This is a genomic window from Campylobacter sp. RM9328, from assembly GCF_012978615.1.
Window position 1 is genome coordinate 1 of record NZ_LIWF01000031.1, and the last position, 2507, is coordinate 2507.

Annotated in this window: 2 protein-coding genes and 2 rRNA genes; all 4 read left to right on the forward strand. The window is 29.8% G+C overall.

Annotated elements, in window-relative coordinates; all coding sequences use genetic code 11:
• Window positions 1-208: ribosomal RNA gene (locus tag CCAL9328_RS10405) — 23S ribosomal RNA — on the forward strand; the annotation flags it as partial.
• Between the two features lie 129 nt (window positions 209-337).
• Window positions 338-456, forward strand: a 5S ribosomal RNA gene (gene rrf, locus CCAL9328_RS10410).
• 840 nt (window positions 457-1296) lie between these two features.
• Window positions 1297-1719: a ComEA family DNA-binding protein gene (locus CCAL9328_RS11360; protein ID WP_170000612.1), complete on the forward strand. Its 423-nt coding sequence runs from the start codon at window positions 1297-1299 to the stop codon at window positions 1717-1719.
• Window positions 1720-2146: 427 nt separating this feature from the next.
• Window positions 2147-2275, forward strand: coding sequence for a hypothetical protein (locus tag CCAL9328_RS11225; RefSeq protein WP_283240785.1), 129 nt, complete (start codon window positions 2147-2149; stop codon window positions 2273-2275).
• The last annotated feature ends 232 nt before the right edge of the window (window positions 2276-2507 follow it).

Consider the following 2507-nt stretch of genomic DNA (forward strand, 5'->3'; position numbering starts at 1 on the left):
ACCACTGGTGTATGAGTTGTCCTGCCAAGGGCATCGCTCAGTAGCTACGTTGGGATGTGATAAGAGCTGAAAGCATCTAAGCTCGAAGCCAACTCCAAGATGAATCTTCTTTTAAGAGCTCTAGTAGACTACTAGTTTGATAGGCTGGGTGTGTAATTGATGAAAGTCATTTAGCTGACCAGTACTAATAGCTCGTTTGCTTATCTTTTAAGCATCACTTCCTTGTTAAGGATAAAACCTTAGTAAGAAGAATGTTTTTATAAACATGCTTTACTCTTAACAAAATATCACTACAGTGTTAAATAAGAGATTAATCACTAATCCTTTATTTAACACTGCTCGTGGCTATACAGACGAGGAAACGCCTTGCTCCATCTCGAACCAAGAAGCTAAGCTCGTCCTGGCTGATGATACTCTCCCTTACTGGGATGTCGGGAAAGTAAGTCGCTGCGAGCTTTGTTAATTATTCTACTACTTATTATCCAAATACAAAATCTTAAACTACCTAATATTAGATCTAAACCAACTAAGATTTTAACTTATATAAACATATAATTAAAACATCTATCTTTAATGCTTTATATCTTTTATGATACTGCTTTTTATTTATTGTGGTTTTTCTTTCTCTTTATTATCTTTATTGTTATCTTGGTTTTATTGTGATAGACGGATTACTTTTGTGTCTACTATCTTTTGCTCTTATAAATTTAACCTTGGCGGTCTTAATGAATGCTATATACTCTTCTTTAGATGTGACAGGAGTTATCCAAAGCTATGGTGTGATAAATAGATAGCTTGTTTTTATTTTTCGTGTATGTTTTTCTTCTTGTGTATAAAATTAGGCTTAATTTAACTTAAACTCTAAACAATGAGTTTTAATTTATGGTTAACTTATGTTCTCTAAAAGCAACTAATACAGTGAAGTTAAAAATAAGCATAAATACCTCGTGGAATTTTAGAGGCTAAATTTAGAGAAAATTGAAATATATTTGCATAAATATAAAGACAGGTAAAATATCATAAATAATATAAATCCAAAAGTAAGCTTATGTAGATATTTTAAACAAATAAGAATTTTAACGGCAAACAAATGCTAAAAAGTATCTAGCTAAATTTAGCGGTAAATATAAATAAATGAGAGCTATTTAAAAGCTAAAAGGGTGGTGTGGTATACATAAGCCTCCTATCTTAAATATTCATATTTTTTATATTAAATTTATTCTTTATATGTATTGTAAAACAAGCGTTTACCCTACTAAGTTATAATCAAATTCAATCTTAAATCAAAGGAAAACAATGAAACTATCTTTTAAATCAACTCTACTATCTTTAGCGCTACTAGCTACTCAGGCATTTGCCGTTATAAATTTAAATACGGCCACCAAAGATGAACTAATGAGTTTAAACGGTATAGGCGAGAGTAAGGCCGAGGCTATTATAGAGTATAGAAAGGCTAATAAATTTAACTCTATAGAGGATATTAAAAACATTAGTGGTATAGGCGATAAGACATATGAGAATTTAAAAGATGATATATCGGTATCTGGTAAGACGACAGTGCAACCTAAGGTAAAAGAGATAAAAGATAAGTCAGCCAAAAAGACTAAAGAGCTAAAAGAGGATATTAACAATAAAGCCAGTAAGACAAAAGATAATGCAAGCAAGAAAGGCAGTGAGATAAAAGATATTAAAAACAGTTCCAAGGATAAGGTAAAATAGAAGGCCAAAGAGGAAATAAGTAAGAGCATAAAGCTTAAACAAAATAAGTAGATTAAGAGTAAAATAAATACACAAAACATTATAATAAAATAGAGAAATTTAAAGTAGGACAAAAGCAAGAGGTAAATAAAAGCAGGAAAAATCATAAATTGCTTAGCTCTTTGCTTTTTTAGTGCTAATCTTTATGTTTCTCTTTTTATCACTAGCCATTAAACAAATACCGCTTAATAAACAGTGCCTAGTTACTAGAGATGGCATATGTAAGGTTTTTATAGTTTAATAAATTTAATCATGAAGTCAATATCATATATCATCAAAGTAAATAAGGCTTTACACTTAAATAAATAAATAAATAAATAAAAAGAGGGTCTAAATTTTTTATCCTTGTTTTTATTTATTTGCGCAAGATATTTACCTGGGTTTAACAATGGCATTAAGTATTTTTAGATGTGCTAGAAGTCTAAGGCTTTTAATGGCTATATGCTATGTAGTTATGAGCAAGTGCGTAATTATAAAGAGATTAGAAAGAGGCAAGATTATAAGAGAGAGATTATAAGAGAGACGGTAAAAAGGTATTTCTCTTATGGGTTGTGGAGGGGATAAAACAAATAAGACAGATATATAGTTTAGGTATTTTTATGGTTTGTGGGGTGGGTTAAGTAAATTTGGTTATATAGTAAAAAGGTTTAGCTAAAAAGATAAACATAAATATAATTTAATGTAAGGAGATGAAATGAAGTTGTATTTAAAATGTTTAATGTTGTTTGTTGTGATGATGCCTTGTTTGT

Bases quoted from the DNA above. Each gene is read 5' to 3' on its own strand.
- CCAL9328_RS11360 (WP_170000612.1), top strand. From the start codon at position 1,297: ATGAAACTATCTTTTAAATCAACTCTACTATCTTTAGCGCTACTAGCT.
- CCAL9328_RS11225 (WP_283240785.1), top strand. From the start codon at position 2,147: ATGGCATTAAGTATTTTTAGATGTGCTAGAAGTCTAAGGCTTTTAATG.